The sequence below is a fragment of the Pseudomonas sp. NFX224 genome, assembly GCF_048565165.1.
Taxonomy (GTDB): domain Bacteria; phylum Pseudomonadota; class Gammaproteobacteria; order Pseudomonadales; family Pseudomonadaceae; genus Aquipseudomonas.
The window spans coordinates 1851724-1865772 of sequence record NZ_CP183416.1; the positions used below are offsets into that span (position 1 = coordinate 1851724).

17 protein-coding genes are annotated in these 14049 nt (G+C 58.5%); 2 read left to right on the plus strand and 15 right to left on the minus strand.

Annotated features, from left to right (window positions below; genetic code table 11):
* The 14 genes from ACNYC6_RS08330 to trmJ form a co-directional block, all read right to left on the minus strand.
* A complete protein-coding gene (locus ACNYC6_RS08330; protein WP_419711891.1) occupies positions 1-1041 on the minus strand; it encodes a RodZ domain-containing protein in 1041 nt (346 codons plus the stop codon).
* The gene (gene pilW / locus ACNYC6_RS08335; protein WP_419711892.1) at positions 1041-1799 is read right to left on the minus strand and encodes a type IV pilus biogenesis/stability protein PilW; all 759 of its coding nucleotides are present in this window, start codon (positions 1797-1799) and stop codon (positions 1041-1043) included. The genes ACNYC6_RS08330 and pilW overlap by 1 nt, the downstream gene beginning before the upstream one ends.
* Positions 1800-1815: 16 nt before the next feature.
* Positions 1816-2958 carry a 23S rRNA (adenine(2503)-C(2))-methyltransferase RlmN gene (rlmN, locus tag ACNYC6_RS08340; RefSeq protein ID WP_056855164.1) on the minus strand — a complete coding sequence of 381 codons (1143 nt, stop codon included), beginning with the start codon at positions 2956-2958 and terminating at the stop codon, positions 1816-1818.
* A 28-nt stretch (positions 2959-2986) separates the two neighbouring features.
* Positions 2987-3412, minus strand: a complete 426-nt coding sequence (ndk, locus tag ACNYC6_RS08345; RefSeq protein WP_007916882.1) for a nucleoside-diphosphate kinase — start codon at positions 3410-3412, stop codon at positions 2987-2989.
* An 88-nt stretch (positions 3413-3500) separates the two neighbouring features.
* A complete protein-coding gene (gene iscX / locus ACNYC6_RS08350; RefSeq protein WP_017123703.1) occupies positions 3501-3701 on the minus strand; it encodes a Fe-S cluster assembly protein IscX in 201 nt (66 codons plus the stop codon).
* Positions 3702-3715: 14 nt separating this feature from the next.
* Positions 3716-4057, minus strand: a complete 342-nt coding sequence (gene fdx / locus ACNYC6_RS08355) for an ISC system 2Fe-2S type ferredoxin (RefSeq protein WP_060543107.1) — start codon at positions 4055-4057, stop codon at positions 3716-3718.
* Positions 4058-4059: 2 nt separating this feature from the next.
* A complete protein-coding gene (gene hscA / locus ACNYC6_RS08360) occupies positions 4060-5922 on the minus strand; it encodes a Fe-S protein assembly chaperone HscA (protein WP_419711893.1) in 1863 nt (620 codons plus the stop codon).
* A gap of 51 nt (positions 5923-5973) precedes the next feature.
* Entirely contained in the window at positions 5974-6495 is a 522-nt protein-coding gene (gene hscB, locus ACNYC6_RS08365) for a co-chaperone HscB (RefSeq protein WP_110660597.1), read from the minus strand.
* Positions 6496-6503: 8 nt separating this feature from the next.
* The gene (gene iscA, locus ACNYC6_RS08370; RefSeq protein ID WP_003227904.1) at positions 6504-6827 is read right to left on the minus strand and encodes an iron-sulfur cluster assembly protein IscA; all 324 of its coding nucleotides are present in this window, start codon (positions 6825-6827) and stop codon (positions 6504-6506) included.
* Positions 6828-6861: 34 nt separating this feature from the next.
* Positions 6862-7248, minus strand: a complete 387-nt coding sequence (gene iscU / locus ACNYC6_RS08375; protein WP_007974006.1) for a Fe-S cluster assembly scaffold IscU — start codon at positions 7246-7248, stop codon at positions 6862-6864.
* A gap of 101 nt (positions 7249-7349) precedes the next feature.
* Positions 7350-8564 (minus strand): IscS subfamily cysteine desulfurase, encoded by a 1215-nt coding sequence (locus ACNYC6_RS08380; protein ID WP_034150842.1) that lies wholly within the window; start codon positions 8562-8564, stop codon positions 7350-7352.
* Positions 8565-8614: 50 nt separating this feature from the next.
* The gene (iscR, locus tag ACNYC6_RS08385; RefSeq protein WP_003227911.1) at positions 8615-9106 is read right to left on the minus strand and encodes a Fe-S cluster assembly transcriptional regulator IscR; all 492 of its coding nucleotides are present in this window, start codon (positions 9104-9106) and stop codon (positions 8615-8617) included.
* Between the two features lie 193 nt (positions 9107-9299).
* A complete protein-coding gene (gene cysE, locus ACNYC6_RS08390) occupies positions 9300-10076 on the minus strand; it encodes a serine O-acetyltransferase (RefSeq protein ID WP_419712933.1) in 777 nt (258 codons plus the stop codon).
* Between the two features lie 2 nt (positions 10077-10078).
* Positions 10079-10849: a tRNA (cytosine(32)/uridine(32)-2'-O)-methyltransferase TrmJ gene (gene trmJ / locus ACNYC6_RS08395; RefSeq protein WP_419711894.1), complete on the minus strand. Its 771-nt coding sequence runs from the start codon at positions 10847-10849 to the stop codon at positions 10079-10081.
* 146 nt (positions 10850-10995) lie between these two features.
* Between trmJ and suhB the strand changes: the two genes are divergently transcribed.
* Both suhB and ACNYC6_RS08405 read left to right on the plus strand, forming a co-directional pair.
* The gene (gene suhB / locus ACNYC6_RS08400) at positions 10996-11814 is read left to right on the plus strand and encodes an inositol-phosphate phosphatase (RefSeq protein ID WP_016984379.1); all 819 of its coding nucleotides are present in this window, start codon (positions 10996-10998) and stop codon (positions 11812-11814) included.
* A 316-nt stretch (positions 11815-12130) separates the two neighbouring features.
* Positions 12131-13336, plus strand: a complete 1206-nt coding sequence (locus ACNYC6_RS08405; RefSeq protein ID WP_419709226.1) for an ISL3 family transposase — start codon at positions 12131-12133, stop codon at positions 13334-13336.
* A 50-nt stretch (positions 13337-13386) separates the two neighbouring features.
* On the opposite strand, the gene ACNYC6_RS08410 is transcribed toward ACNYC6_RS08405, so the two are convergent.
* Positions 13387-13938 (minus strand): glycine zipper 2TM domain-containing protein, encoded by a 552-nt coding sequence (locus ACNYC6_RS08410; RefSeq protein WP_419711895.1) that lies wholly within the window; start codon positions 13936-13938, stop codon positions 13387-13389.
* Positions 13939-14049 lie beyond the last annotated feature (111 nt).

The following is a 14049-nucleotide window of genomic DNA, read 5'->3' on the forward strand; positions in this document are numbered from 1 at the left end:
TTATTGACCCAACTTCAGGCGAGCAGTCTCGCCACTGGTGAACGGAGCTACATCGACCGACTGACCGTTGTAACTGACCTGTGCGCCACGGGCATAACCCAGACGGACAGCGAACGGCGGCTTACCGCTGACGGATACATTGTCGCCTTTACGCTTGAGACCGCTGAACAGCACTTTACCGCTACCGTCGGTCACTTGCGTCCAGCAATCAGCCGTAAACTGAATTTGAACCTGGCCTTGACCGGCCACCGGGGCAGCAGCCACCGGGGCAGGCGCTGGAGCGCTCGGGGTAACAGGTGCAGTCACAACCGGAGCCGGTACGGCAGGCACCGCAGGGGCTGGAGTCGCCGGAGTCGCGACAACCGGGGCAGCGCTGTGAACTGGCGCAGCCGGTGCCTGGGTGGTTGGCGCAACAGGTGCGACAGCCGGCGCGGTCGCCTGGGTTTCGGCCGGCGCTTCAGCCGAAGTCTCGGCCTGAGGCAATGCAAGCGCAGTGGCGCCTTCGGCCTGACCTTCCGCGACGGCCTGGTCTTCTGGCTCGTCCAGCGGATGAATCTGGGTCGTGCCGTCTGCGCCCTCTACCTCAACGTGTTCCGGGGTCAGACCGATCAGGTCCTTGGTGCGCAGCGAGGTTTGATCCTGCCACCAGACGAAGCCGCCGCCAATCACCGCCACCAGCAACAACAGGCTGACGATACGCAAAATGGTGTGGGAAACCCGTACCGGCTCTTCGATACGACCCAGGCTATGCACACTACTGCCTTGGGAGTCGGTACCGGTGGATTGGTCGAATTGCTGAACCAGGACAGCCTGATCCATGCCGAGCAATTTGGCATAGGCGCGAATATAACCGCGAGCAAAGGTATGCCCAGGCAGCTTGTCGAAAGCACCGGCTTCCAGATTGCTCAGGGAAGTGGTGGTGAGGTTGAGCTTGAGGGCCACTTCGGCCAGCGACCAGCCATTGCTTTCGCGGGCCTGGCGCAAGGTCTCACCGGGGTTAACGCGATTCGCTGCTACAACTTCGGGATGCGCCGCTTTCATCATTGCTCCGACAGGTATTGCTGATATTCCGGTGTACCGGGATAGAGTCGTTTTAATTGCAGGCCAAAACTGGCCGCCTTGTCGCGATCTTCGAACACTTTTGCCAGCCGAACGCCGAGCAATAGACTACGTGCATTTTGCTCGGTGAGCAGGCTAAAACGATCGTAATAGTCACGCGCGGGCACATAATGCCTGTCTTCGTAAGACAACTCAGCCATTTCCAGCAAGGCACGTGGTTGTTGGCGGTTCAAACGCAGGGCTTTTTCCAGCTGCTGCTGGGCCAGCTCACGCTGGCCAAGCATTGAAGCGGTCATGCCCAGGTTCTCGAACACTCGCGAACGCTCAGGATACAGCGTATCGGCGGCGGCCTGTTCGAAGCGCTCGTAGGCTTCCTTGTAACGTTTTTGCTCGAACAGAAAACTGCCGTAATTGTTGAGGATTCGCGCATCGGCGGGACGGGAGGACAGCGCCTTGCGAAAATACTCATCGGCCAGCTCAGGCTCCATTTCAGCCTGGAACACCAGCCCCAGCGCCGCGTTGGCATCAGGGTCGGAGCCGTCGAGCTCCAGCGCTTTTTTCAATGGGACTTTGGCGCGTTCGGTCATGCCTTGTTGCAGATAACCGATACCGAGTTGCACATAGGCCTCCCGCGCTTCATCACGGCCCTTGCTGGTCTTCATCGGGTTGTAGTCGCCCGAAAGCACGCAGCCAGCACACAGGCTGGCCAACAGCAAAAGCAGCGCAAAGCGCAGGGACATAGAGATCCTCTCTTGGTTATTTCGCGGCGTTCTGCGCCATATCGTTGTCGGCGCTGAGTTCACGCACGGCGATATAACGTTCGCTGCGACGGGTGCGATCCAGCACCTGCCCTACCAGTTGACCACAGGCTGCGTCGATGTCTTCACCACGGGTGGTGCGGACAGTGACGTTGAATCCGGCGTGATGAAGCTGATCCTGGAACCGACGAATGGCGTTGTTGCTAGGCCGCTCGTACCCGGAGTGCGGGAACGGGTTGAACGGAATCAGGTTGATCTTGCACGGGATATTCTTGAGCAGCTCGATCATTTCCACCGCGTGCTCGACCTTGTCGTTCACATCTTTGAGCAAGGTGTACTCGATGGTCAGCACGCGCTTTTCGCCCAGGGACGACATGTAGCGCTGGCACGACTCGAGCAGCATCTTAAGCGGATACTTCTTGTTGATCGGCACCAATTGGTTACGCAATGCGTCGTTCGGTGCGTGCAGGGACAACGCCAGGGAGACGTCGATGTGTTTGGACAGCTCATCGATCATCGGCACCACGCCGGAGGTCGACAGGGTCACGCGGCGCTTGGAAATGCCGTAGCCCAGGTCGTCCATCATCAGGTGCATGGCCGCAATGACGTTGTCGAAGTTCAGCAGCGGCTCACCCATGCCCATCATCACCACGTTGGTGATGGCACGGTCGACGGTTGCCGGGACGCTGCCAAAGGATTTGTTGGCAATCCACACCTGGCCGATGACTTCGGCGGCGGTGAGGTTGCTGTTGAAGCCTTGCTTGCCGGTGGAGCAGAAACTGCAATCCAGGGCACAGCCTGCCTGGGACGAAACGCACAAGGTGCCGCGCTTGCCCTGGGGAATGTACACGGTCTCGACGCAGCTGCCGGACGCCACGCGCACCACCCACTTACGGGTGCCGTCGCTGGAGATGTCCTCGCTGACCACTTCCGGACCACGGACCTCAGCAACAGCCTTGAGCTTCTCGCGCAAGGCCTTGCTGACGTTCGTCATGGCGTCGAAATCATCGACGCCAAAGTGGTGAATCCATTTCATTACCTGACCGGCACGGAAACGCTTCTCCCCGATTGAGTCGAAGAATTTTTCCATTTCCTGTTGAGTCAGACCCAGCAGGTTAGTTTTTACAGTCGATGTAGTCATGGATTCACCTTCACTCTTAAGCCAATGCTTAGCGAGTGGTTACTTCAGTAGCTGCGAAGAAGTACGAGATTTCGCGAGCAGCAGCGGCTTCGGAGTCCGAACCGTGTACAGCGTTGGCGTCGATGGAATCAGCGAAGTCAGCGCGGATGGTGCCGGCAGCAGCTTCTTTAGGGTTGGTAGCGCCCATCAGCTCACGGTTCAGAGCGATAGCGTTTTCGCCTTCCAGAACCTGAACGACAACCGGACCGGAGATCATGAAAGCAACCAGGTCGCCGAAGAAACCACGAGCGCTGTGCTCAGCGTAGAAGCCTTCAGCTTCAGCTTTGGACAGTTGCTTCAGTTTCGAAGCTACAACGCGCAGGCCAGCTTTTTCGAAACGAGTGGTGATCTCGCCGATAACGTTTTTTGCAACTGCGTCAGGCTTGATGATGGAGAAAGTACGTTGAACAGCCATGGTGTAACTCCAGAAACGGTAATTTGCGAAAAATTAAACCCGCGAATTATACGCGGGTTCTTGGGTATTGCCTAACCTGCAGCGTGGCTCAGTCGCGTTCTTCGATCCAGTGGGCCTGAATGGCCTCCAGGATCTTCTCGCCACAATGCTCAGGCTTGTCGTCGAACTCGGGCAATTCCATCACCCATTTGCGCAGATCGACGAAGTTGACCGACATAGGGTCCACGTCGGGCTTGCTTTCAGCCAGCTGGATCGCGATTTCCAGCACATCAGTCCACTTGAGACTCATGACAATTCCTTGAATCAGTGCGGCGCTTCGGCTGCGTGGTTGAGCGAGTATTTCGGAATTTCGACGGTCAGGTCTTCGGTACCGACCTTGGCCTGGCAGCCCAGGCGCGACTCACGCTCAAGACCCCAAGCCTTATCAAGGTAGTCCTCTTCCAGCTCGTCGGCCTCTTCCAGCGAGTCGAAACCTTCGCGGATGATGCAGTGACAAGTGGTGCAGGCGCAGACGCCGCCGCAAGCGCTTTCCATCTCGATGTGGTGCTCGTGAGCCAGTTCGAGGATGGACGTACCGGTCTCAGCCTCAACAACCATGCCTTCGGGGCAGAACTTCTCGTGTGGCAGAAAAATGACCTGCGGCATCGTTATTCCTCAATCTCATTCAGGTTGCGGCCCGCCAAAGCGGCTTTCACGGTCGAATCCATACGACGGGCGGCAAAAGCATCGGTCACTTGCGACAGACGCTTGGTCTGCTGCTCGATGGCGTAACCATCGGTGCCTTTCATCAGTTCGGTCAATTCCTGCACCTGCATGTCGATGACCATGCGCTCTTCGGCGTCGAGCAGACGCTCGCCATCGACTTCAAGCGCCGCCTGCACGGCCTCAACCAGGCGTTGGGCATCGACCTGCTGCTCGCGCAATACGCGGGCAACCTTGTCGTCGTTGGCGTGCTGGAACGAATCCTTGAGCATCTTGGCGATTTCGCCGTCAGTCAGGCCGTAGGACGGCTTGACCTGAATGCTGGCCTCGACGCCCGACCCCAGTTCACGAGCAGAAACACTGAGCAAACCGTCGGCATCGACCTGGAAGGTCACGCGAATCTTCGCCGCGCCAGCCACCATCGCCGGAATGCCGCGCAATTCGAAGCGTGCCAGGGAGCGGCAGTCGCTGATCAACTCGCGCTCACCCTGCAATACATGGATCGCCATGGCCGACTGGCCATCTTTATAGGTGGTGAAGTCCTGGGCGCGGGCGACGGGGATGGTGGTGTTGCGCGGAATCACCTTCTCCATCAGGCCGCCCATGGTTTCCAGCCCCAGGGACAACGGAATCACGTCAAGCAGCAGCAATTCGCCGCCATCACGCTTGTTGCCGGCCAGGGTATCGGCCTGGATCGCAGCACCGATGGCTACCACTTGATCCGGATCGATTTCAGTCAACGGCTGGCGACCAAAAGCTTCGGCGACGGCCTCGCGAACACGAGGTACGCGAGTCGAACCACCGACCATGACCACGGCATGCACGTCTTCCAGTTCGATACCGGAATCACGCACGGCGCGGCGACAGGCTTTCAGGCTACGAGCAACCATCGGCTCGATCAGCACATTGAACGCTTCACGGGTCAGCTCGGCTTTCCAGTCGCCATAGGCAACTTCAACGGCCGCAGCATTGGTCAGCGCCTCCTTGGCCGCACAAGCGGTTTGCAGCAAATTGCGTTGTGTACCCGGATCGAGATCGGCGGACAGACCGGCGCTCTCAATGATCCAGCCAGCGATCGCGTGGTCGAAGTCATCGCCACCCAAGGCGCTGTCGCCACCGGTAGCCAGCACTTCGAAGACACCGCCGGTCAGGCGCAGAATCGAAATATCGAAGGTGCCGCCGCCCAGGTCGTAAATCGCGACCAGGCCTTCGGCGTGCTGATCCAGACCGTAAGCCACAGCGGCAGCCGTTGGCTCGTTGAGCAAACGCAGCACGTTCAGACCGGCCAGCTTGGCCGCGTCCTTGGTGGCTTGACGCTGAGCGTCATCGAAATAGGCTGGAACGGTGATAACCGCACCGACCAGCTCACCGCCCAAGGTCGCTTCAGCGCGCTGACGCAGAACCTTGAGGATATCGGCAGAGACTTCTACCGGGCTTTTCGGGCCCTGGATCGTGTCGATGAACGGCATGTGCGACTCGCCACCGACAAAGCGGTACGGCAGTTGGTCGCCCAATTGCTTGACGTCGGACAGACCACGACCCATCAAGCGCTTGACCGACAGCACAGTGTTCAGGGGATCGGTAGCGGCAGCCAGTTTGGCGGATTCGCCCACTTCGACGCGATCAGCGTGATAGCGCACGGCAGACGGCAGGATGACCTGCCCTTCTGCGTCGGCAAGCGGCTCGGAAAGACCACTGCGCAATGCAGCGACCAACGAATTGGTAGTGCCCAAGTCGATCCCCACAGCCAGACGACGCTGGTGCGGTTGAGGACTTTGGCCGGGTTCGGCGATCTGCAGTAGGGCCATCGTTATCAGGACTTATCTGTATATCAGGCGTGCGACCGGAGCGGCACTGGGTTAATCGTCGAGGCGCTCTTCTAACTGGCGCACTTCGTAGGTGAGCTTGTCGAGGAACTGCATGCGCCGCATCAGGCGCTCGGCCTTTTCGCGTTGCGCGGCATCGTTCCAGCAAGCTGCGAAGCTTTGGTTCAGTTCATCCTGGGCAGCCTTCAGCCGACGCTTGAAGACGGCAACGCCCTTGAGGTCGGCGCTGTCCTGCAGGTCTTCGAGCTCTTCACGCAACTCCATCTGCTGCAGAAGAAACTCCGGATCATGCACCGTGACCTCCAGAGGCAGCTCGCCACCATTCAAGGCGAGCAGATAACGCGCGCGCTTGGGTGGATTCTTGAGCGTCTGGTAGGCCTCGTTGAGGCTCGCGGATTGCTCTAGCGCCAGCCGCTGCTCACGCTCGGAAGCGTCGGCAAAGCGGTCAGGATGAACACTGCGCGCCAACTCACGGTAGCGCGTAGCCAGCTGGTCGAGATCCAGATCGAAACTCGGTTGCAGCTCAAATAAAGCGAAATGACAAGGAGTACCCACGACAAGCCTCAGATGTTGAAGCTTTCGCCGCAGCCACACTCACCGCGTACGTTGGGGTTGTTGAACTTGAAGCCTTCGTTCAACCCTTCCTTGACGAAATCGAGCTCGGTGCCGTCCAGGTAAGCCAGGCTTTTCGGGTCGATAATCACTTTTTCGCCGTGACTTTCGAACACCTGGTCCTCTGCAACCACCTCGTCGACAAACTCCAGCACGTAGGCAAGGCCGGAACAGCCTGTGGTGCGAACACCCAGACGAATCCCTTCACCTTTGCCCCGCCCGTCGAGGGAGCGCCGCACGTGTCGAGCAGCCGCTTCTGTCATGCTGATAGCCATCGGTGACTCCTTACTCGTCGCCAAAACTCGAAAATCAGATCAAGCCTTTCTTCTGCTTGTAATCGCGAACGGCGGCCTTGATGGCGTCTTCAGCGAGTACCGAGCAGTGAATTTTCACTGGCGGCAGGGCCAGTTCTTCAGCCAGCTGAGTGTTCTTGATGGTTTCTGCTTCGTCCAGGGTCTTGCCCTTCATCCACTCGGTGGCGAGGGAGCTGGAGGCGATAGCCGAACCGCAGCCATAGGTCTTGAATTTGGCATCTTCGATGATGCCGGCGTCGTTGACCTTGATCTGCAGGCGCATGACGTCGCCGCAAGCCGGCGCGCCGACCATGCCGGTGCCGACATCAGGATCTTCCGCGTCCATCTTGCCGACGTTGCGCGGGTTTTCGTAGTGGTCGATGACCTTTTCGCTGTAAGCCATGATTCTCAATCCTCACTCATCAGGGCCGCTCTTGAGACCCTGTAGTTGCGCTGCGTTTACCGCCGCGCTGCTACAGGACCCGTATCCGGCGGCTTCTATAGTTAGTGTGCCGCCCACTCGATCTTCGAGATATCGACGCCGTCTTTGTACATGTCCCACAGCGGCGACAAAGCGCGCAGCTTGGTAACGGCCTCGCAGACTTTCTGCGCGGCGTAATCGATTTCTTCTTCGGTGGTGAAGCGGCCGAAGGTGAAGCGGATCGAGCTGTGTGCCAGTTCGTCGTTGCGGCCCAGGGCGCGCAGTACGTACGAAGGCTCCAAGGACGCCGAGGTGCAAGCCGAACCGGACGAAACCGCCAGATCCTTGAGCGCCATGATCAGCGACTCGCCTTCAACGTAGTTGAAGCTCAGGTTCAGGTTGTGCGGAACGCGGGCGGTCAGGCTGCCGTTGACGTACAGCTCTTCCAGATGCTCGACCTGCTTGTAAAAACGGTCGCTCAAAGCCTTGATGCGCACGTTTTCGGCAGCCATGTCTTCCTTGGCTACACGGAACGCTTCACCCATGCCGACGATCTGGTGAGTGGCCAGGGTACCGGAACGCATACCGCGCTCGTGACCGCCACCGTGCATGGTCGCTTCGATACGTACGCGCGGCTTGCGGCTTACGTACAGGGCGCCGATGCCTTTAGGACCGTAGGTCTTGTGGGCAGAGAACGACATCATGTCGACTTTCAGCTTCTGCAGGTCGATCTCGACCTTGCCAGTGGACTGAGCGGCGTCGACGTGGAACAGGATGCCCTTGGAACGCAGCAGCTCACCGATCGCAGCGATGTCGTTGACGGTGCCGATTTCGTTGTTCACGTGCATAACCGAAACCAGGATGGTGTCGTCGCGCAGTTCGGCTTCGATCATCTCCGGGGTCACCAGGCCATCGGTACGAGGCTCGATGTAGGTCACTTCAAAGCCTTCACGCTCAAGTTGGCGCATGGTGTCGAGGACAGCCTTGTGCTCAATCTTGGTGGTGATCAGGTGCTTGCCTTTGGTGGCATAGAAATGTGCCGCACCCTTGATTGCCAGGTTGTCGGATTCGGTGGCGCCGGAGGTCCAGACGATTTCACGCGGATCGGCGTTGACCAGATCGGCCACCTGACGACGGGCATTTTCGACGGACTCTTCAGCTTTCCAGCCGAACACGTGGGAACGGGACGCCGGGTTACCGAAGTTTCCGTCGACCAGCAGGCATTCACTCATCTTTTGCGCGACACGCGGATCAACCGGGGTAGTCGCAGAGTAATCAAGGTAAATCGGCAATTTCATGGACTATCTCCTAAATCAGGCTGGCTGGCGTGCCGTTAGCTCTGTGGCTGTCATTCGACGGCGGACGCTTCAATCTTGTCCAGGCGTGGCGCCTTGCTGTTGCAACGGCGTTGATCCTGACGCTGGGCTACTTCTTGCACCTCACGGCGAGTCACAAGGTCAGCCAAGCTGATACCGCTGAGAAATTCGTGGATCTGCAGGCTCAGGTCGCACCACAAGTGGTGAGTCAGGCAAGTGTCACCGGAGTGGCAATCGCCCTGGCCCTGGCATTTGGTTGCATCGACCGATTCGTTCACCGCATCGATCACCTGGGCGACCTGGATGCCCTGCATGTCGCGAGACAGCTGGTAGCCGCCGCCTGGACCGCGAACACTGGACACCAGATTGCTGCGGCGCAGCTTGGCGAAAAGCTGTTCGAGGTAGGACAGGGAGATGCCTTGGCGCTCGGAGATATCGGCCAGGGACACGGGCCCGTGCTGCGCGTGCAACGCCAGATCGAGCATGGCGGTCACGGCGTATCGGCCTTTTGTAGTCAGTCGCATGGACAATTACCACGGAGTTCGGAATGGGGCGAGTATGCAATTCCCGAGTATTTAAGTCAACTATAAGACCTAGTACTTTAGTCAGGTTTACCCGCAAAAGAGCGGCCGCATCATAGCAAAGGCTGGCTGTGAACAGCCAGCAATACCGAGTCATCGTTCATCGCGGGCAAGCCCGCGATTAAGTCAACGCAGTTTAACTGGCCTGACTCTGATCCTTGTCCTTCACACAGGCGAAATCTTCTTCACGCAGTTCAGGCAGTTCTTTCGCACAATAATTACTGCCCAGATCCTTCAACGCTCCGCACATCCCCTCCAGGCGACCATCGACTGCCTGCAAGTGATCGAGCAATTGGTTGATGGCGCGGGCCACCGGGTCCGGCATGTCTTCAGTCACACCGTAGGCATCGAAGCCGATTTTCTCGGCCATGGCCTTGCGTTTGGCATCCTGTTCTTCGTCGGGTTTGACGATGATGCGCCCCGGAATACCCACCACCGTGGCGCCCGGCGGCACTTCTTTGGTTACAACAGCATTAGAACCGACCTTGGCCCCGGCACCGACCGTGAACGGGCCAAGCACCTTCGCACCCGCCCCGACCACTACGCCATCGCCCAACGTCGGGTGGCGCTTGCCTTTATTCCAGCTGGTACCGCCCAGGGTCACGCCTTGATAAATGGTCACGTCATCGCCGATTTCGGCGGTTTCACCGATGACGATGCCCATGCCATGGTCAATAAAGAAGCGACGACCAACCTTGGCACCCGGATGAATCTCGATCCCGGTCAACCAGCGACCGAAGTTCGACACCAGTCGCGCCAGCCATTTCAGGTCCGCGCGCCACAACATTGCCGACAAACGGTGTATCCAGATGGCATGCATGCCGGGGTAGCAGGTCAGGACTTCAAAAGCGTTACGCGCCGCCGGGTCTCGGTGGAATACGCTCTGGATATCTTCACGCAAACGCTCGAACATCATTAATCCTTCCGCTTAAGGAGCTCACCACGGGCCGCTTTTTGGGTTTCCGTGAGGATGCCACGCAAAATATTCATTTCCGCCCGGCTGACCGAGCTGCGTCCGTACAACCGGCGCAGGCGCGCCATCAAGTGCCGTGGCTTTTCCGGATCGAGGAATTCGATGGACACCAGGGTCTGCTCCAGGTGCTCATAGAATCGCTCCAGCTCGTCCATGGTCGCCAGTTCAGCGCTTTTGACCGAAGCCACTTCTTCCTTCTCGACCTTGCTCGGCTGGCCTTGGGCCGCGAGCCAGGACATGCGCACTTCATAACTCAACACCTGCACCGCCGCCCCAAGGTTCAGCGAACTGAACTCAGGGTCTGATGGGATATGCACGTGATAATGACATCGCTGCAGCTCTTCGTTGGTCAGGCCGGAATCTTCACGGCCGAACACCAGGGCGATTTCCGCGCCCTGCCCGGCTTCCTCGACCACCTTCGTTCCGCATTCGCGGGGATCGAGCAGTGGCCAAGGGATTCGACGGTCACGGGCGCTGGTGCCAAGCACCAGATTGCAGCCGACCAAGGCATCTTCCAAAGTGGAGACAACTTGCGCGTTTTCAAGGATGTCACCGGCACCGGAAGCACGGGCGTCGGCTTCGTGATGCGGGAACATACGAGGCTCGACCAGCACCAGCCGCGACAGTCCCATATTCTTCATGGCACGCGCAGCCCCGCCGATATTGCCCGGATGGCTGGTATTGACCAGGACGACACGAATGTTTTGCAGCAAGGGAGGCGCTCTCGAACACGATAATCGGGAGCGGAATCTTACAGCGCTAGCTACCGTTAAGCCATGAAAGCGAACGTCGTCCTTCTCCTGTAGAAACTTTCTGATAGAATGCTCGGCTTTCTTTAACAACCTTAGGTGACACATCCATGCAGCCCATGCTGAATATCGCGCTGCGCGCCGCCCGCAGCGCCAGTGAATTGATCTTCCGCTCCATCGAGCGCCTGGATACCATCAAGGTCGACGAAAAAGACGCCAAGGATTACGTATCCGAGGTGGATCGCGCCGCTGAACAGAAAATCATCGACGCCCTGCGCAAGGCTTACCCGAATCACTCGATCCGCGGTGAAGAAACCGGCCTGCACGCCGGCACCGGCATCGAAGGCGAAGAGTACCTGTGGATCATTGATCCGCTGGACGGCACCACCAACTTCCTGCGCGGCATTCCTCATTTCGCTGTCAGCATCGCCTGCAAATACCGCGGTCGTCTTGAGCACGCCGTTGTTCTGGACCCGGTTCGCCAGGAAGAATTCACCGCCAGCCGTGGTCGCGGCGCCCAACTGAACGGTCGTCGCCTGCGCGTCAGCGGCCGCACCAGCCTGGACGGCGCCCTGCTGGGTACCGGCTTCCCGTTCCGTGACGACCAGATGGACAACCTCGACAACTACCTAGGCATGTTCCGCGCCCTAGTTGGCCAGACCGCCGGCATCCGCCGCGCCGGCTCGGCGAGCCTGGACCTGGCCTACGTGGCTGCCGGCCGCTTCGACGCCTTCTGGGAGTCGGGCCTGTCCGAGTGGGACATGGCTGCAGGCGCCCTGCTGATCCAGGAAGCTGGCGGCTTGGTGAGCGACTTCACCGGCGGTCACGATTTCCTTGAGAAAGGCCACATCGTTGCCGGCAACACCAAATGCTTCAAGGCAGTGTTGACCGCGATCCAGCCGCACCTGCCGGCCTCGCTGAAGCGCTAAGCTTCCGGCGACAGAGAAAGCACCCCTCGGGGTGCTTTTTTTATGCCTGGAATTTGCCCTTCAAAACCCCACACCTCCACTGCAGGAGCGAGCCTGCTCGCGATGGTCGCCAACGATAACGCGCGCATTCAGGATTCACGCGGCGCTTTTGAGCTCTTCGCGAGCAGGCTCGCTCCTGCAGTGGGGGTGCGGTGGCGCATAAACCGCGGGCATAAAAAAAGGTTCTTCACGGAATCCCGGGAAACACAGAAACAAGAACGCCGATTTGATTGATGATGTTCGTGCGAGCAAACACATCTAACAAACCGGCGTTCTTATGCGCGATATTAATACTTTCCTTCCGTTTTGGGAGGGCTTTTCTGTCGTCACGATCAAGCCTGAGGGTGATGCCCTACGGATCGAACTGACTCCCCACGCCACCCGATTTCCTTCCTGTGGCGGCTGCCAAAAGCCTTGTTCAACCACTCATGAGTATTGCGAGCGAACCGTTCGCGATTTGCCCATTCTCGGCCGCGCGGTACGCCTCAGCGTGCTGCTCAGGCGCGTTGGCTGCCGCGACTGTGGCAAACGCATGGAGGCCGTGAGTTGGCTGGATCGCTATGCGCGCATGACACGCCGCTTGGCTGATGCGGTTATTCAGGCCAGCGAACGCCTTCCCACCCTGCACGTGGCCCAGATGTTTGGGCTGCATTGGGACACCGTGCGGTTGCTGGAGCGTCGGGCCTTGCAAGCGGCATTGAGCGAGTTGCCGACGGCTCAACCACGACGCCTGGTGATGGATGAATTCGCGCTGTTTAAAGGGCATCGCTACGCCAGTGTTGTGTTGGATGCCGATACGCGACGAGTGCTATGGATCGGCGAAGGCCGCAGCCGGGCGGCAGTTCGGCCCTTTTTCGAAGAGCTTGGGCCAGAGGGATGTGCTCGAATCGAAGCGGTGGCAATGGACATGAACACTGCGTTTGACCTGGAGGTTCGTCAGCACTGCCCGAAAGCGCGTGTGGTCTACGACCTCTTTCATGTGGTGGCCAAATATGGCCGAGAGGTCATTGACCGGGTCCGCGTCGACGAAGCTAACCGATTGCGTCATGACAAGCCGGCTCGCAAGGTCATCAAGCAGGCGCGATGGCTGTTGCTGCGCAATCCACAGAATCTGAAAACGCCGGAACAGCAGGTTCGCTTGCAAGATTTGTTGGCGGCCAACCAATCGCTGATGACGGTGTATTTGATGAAGGCTGAGCTCAAAACACTCTGGACACCGAGTGCTGCCTGGGCTTGGCGATCGGCCTGGAAGCAATGGCTGCGCCATGCTCATGAAAGCGAACTACCGGCACTGATCCAGTTCGCCAATCGGCTGAAGGCTTACTGGCGAGGCATCGTCAGTCGGGTTCGCTGGCCGATGCACACAGGGCAGTTGGAAGGTATAAACAATCGAATAAAGGTCATCAAACGGATGGCGTACGGTTACCGGGATAGCGAATTCTTTTTCATGAAGATCAAGAGCGTCTTTCCCGGTAATCCGTGAAGAACCTAAAAAAAGCACCCCGAAAGGTGCTTCTTCTTGATCCGAACGACTTATTGACCCGGCTCGTTCTGCGACAGGATCAACTTGCCTTCCTTATCCACTGGGATCTGATTCCCTGGATCGCGATCCATTCGCACTTTCCCCTCTTTACCGTCCAGCGAGTACCGCACGTCGTAACCCACGACCTTGTCACTGATGTCATTCACCGTATTACAACGGGTCTGGGTCGTGGTGTAGGTGTCACGCTCCTGCATGCCCTCCTGCACCTTGTTACCGGCATAACCACCGCCGACCGCGCCAGCAACCGTGGCAATTTTCTTGCCGGTGCCGCCGCCGATCTGGTTACCCAGCAGACCACCAGCCAGTGCACCTACAACCGTACCGGCGATCTGGTGTTGATCTTTCACCGGCGCTTGCCGGGTGACGGTGACGTCCTTGCACACTTCACGTGGAGTCTTGATTTGCGTCTTGACCGGCTCAACAGCGAGTACTTGCGCGTACTCAGGACCGTTATTTTTAACCAGGCTGTAGGTGGCCACAGCACCACCGGCAGTCACACCGACAGCACCCAGTACCGCACCAACCAGCATCGACTTGTTCACATGAACCTCCTGACCATCACATGCGGAACATGTCCGCGCTTCTCCCAGCCTTGGAGCACAAAAAAAGGCGCGAGTTCAACTCGCGCCTTTTTGGACTACATCGCTGGAAGA

Coding starts and splice junctions, on each gene's coding strand:
- iscU (WP_007974006.1), bottom strand. CDS start 7,248: ATGGCTTACAGCGAAAAGGTCATCGACCACTACGAAAACCCGCGCAAC.
- pilW (WP_419711892.1), bottom strand. CDS start 1,799: ATGTCCCTGCGCTTTGCGCTGCTTTTGCTGTTGGCCAGCCTGTGTGCT.
- rlmN (WP_056855164.1), bottom strand. CDS start 2,958: ATGACTACATCGACTGTAAAAACTAACCTGCTGGGTCTGACTCAACAG.
- fdx (WP_060543107.1), bottom strand. CDS start 4,057: ATGCCGCAGGTCATTTTTCTGCCACACGAGAAGTTCTGCCCCGAAGGC.
- iscR (WP_003227911.1), bottom strand. CDS start 9,106: ATGCGACTGACTACAAAAGGCCGATACGCCGTGACCGCCATGCTCGAT.
- ndk (WP_007916882.1), bottom strand. CDS start 3,412: ATGGCTGTTCAACGTACTTTCTCCATCATCAAGCCTGACGCAGTTGCA.
- suhB (WP_016984379.1), top strand. CDS start 10,996: ATGCAGCCCATGCTGAATATCGCGCTGCGCGCCGCCCGCAGCGCCAGT.
- ACNYC6_RS08380 (WP_034150842.1), bottom strand. CDS start 8,564: ATGAAATTGCCGATTTACCTTGATTACTCTGCGACTACCCCGGTTGAT.
- cysE (WP_419712933.1), bottom strand. CDS start 10,076: ATGTTCGAGCGTTTGCGTGAAGATATCCAGAGCGTATTCCACCGAGAC.
- iscA (WP_003227904.1), bottom strand. CDS start 6,827: ATGGCTATCAGCATGACAGAAGCGGCTGCTCGACACGTGCGGCGCTCC.
- iscX (WP_017123703.1), bottom strand. CDS start 3,701: ATGAGTCTCAAGTGGACTGATGTGCTGGAAATCGCGATCCAGCTGGCT.
- ACNYC6_RS08405 (WP_419709226.1), top strand. CDS start 12,131: ATGCGCGATATTAATACTTTCCTTCCGTTTTGGGAGGGCTTTTCTGTC.
- ACNYC6_RS08330 (WP_419711891.1), bottom strand. CDS start 1,041: ATGAAAGCGGCGCATCCCGAAGTTGTAGCAGCGAATCGCGTTAACCCC.
- hscA (WP_419711893.1), bottom strand. CDS start 5,922: ATGGCCCTACTGCAGATCGCCGAACCCGGCCAAAGTCCTCAACCGCAC.